1 protein-coding gene is annotated in these 557 nt (G+C 64.5%); it reads left to right on the top strand.

From position 1 onward, the window contains the following. Positions 1-86: 86 nt before the first annotated feature. Positions 87-557 (top strand): ABC transporter permease (locus CXR03_RS18955; protein ID WP_181034682.1); only part of this gene is annotated, 471 nt, incomplete at its 3' end.

The following is a 557-nucleotide window of genomic DNA, read 5'->3' as shown; positions in this document are numbered from 1 at the left end:
CGATCAACAAGCTGACGGCCTGAGGTACACTCAGGCCGGATTGAGGTTGGGTGACCGAAACCGGGATCCCGAGGCAAGGAGAGACCATGGCGACGACGGCCGCTGGCAACGAGACGGTGGAAACGGGCAAGGCCGGATCGGCGCGCGCCTTTTCCGGCTTTGAGCGCATGGTGGCCTGGCACTACCTGCGTGCCCGCCGCAAGGAAGCCTTCATTTCCGTGATCGCCGGCTTCTCCTTCATCGGCATCATGCTCGGTGTGGCGACCCTGATCATCGTCATGGCGGTGATGAACGGTTTCCGCACCGAACTTGTGTCGCGCATTCTCGGCATCAATGGCCACATGATCGTCCAGGCGGTCGACCAGCCGCTGAGCGACTATGCCGGTCTCGCCGAGCGCTTCGCCGCTGTCCCGGGTGTCACCATGGCGCTTCCGCTGGTCGAGGGGCAGACGCTTGCGTCCGGTCGAGAAGGTGCCGGCACCGGCGCTCTCGTCCGCGGCATCCGTCCTGACGATCTCACCAAGCTGTCGGTCGTGTCGTCCAACATCCGTTCGGGC

This window comes from Arthrobacter sp. 08Y14 (assembly GCF_002929455.1).
In the GTDB taxonomy this organism is placed as follows: domain Bacteria; phylum Actinomycetota; class Actinomycetes; order Actinomycetales; family Micrococcaceae; genus Arthrobacter_B; species Arthrobacter_B sunyaminii.
Note: the sequence above shows the minus strand (reverse complement) of the source record. Positions and strands in the feature narration are given on the sequence as shown.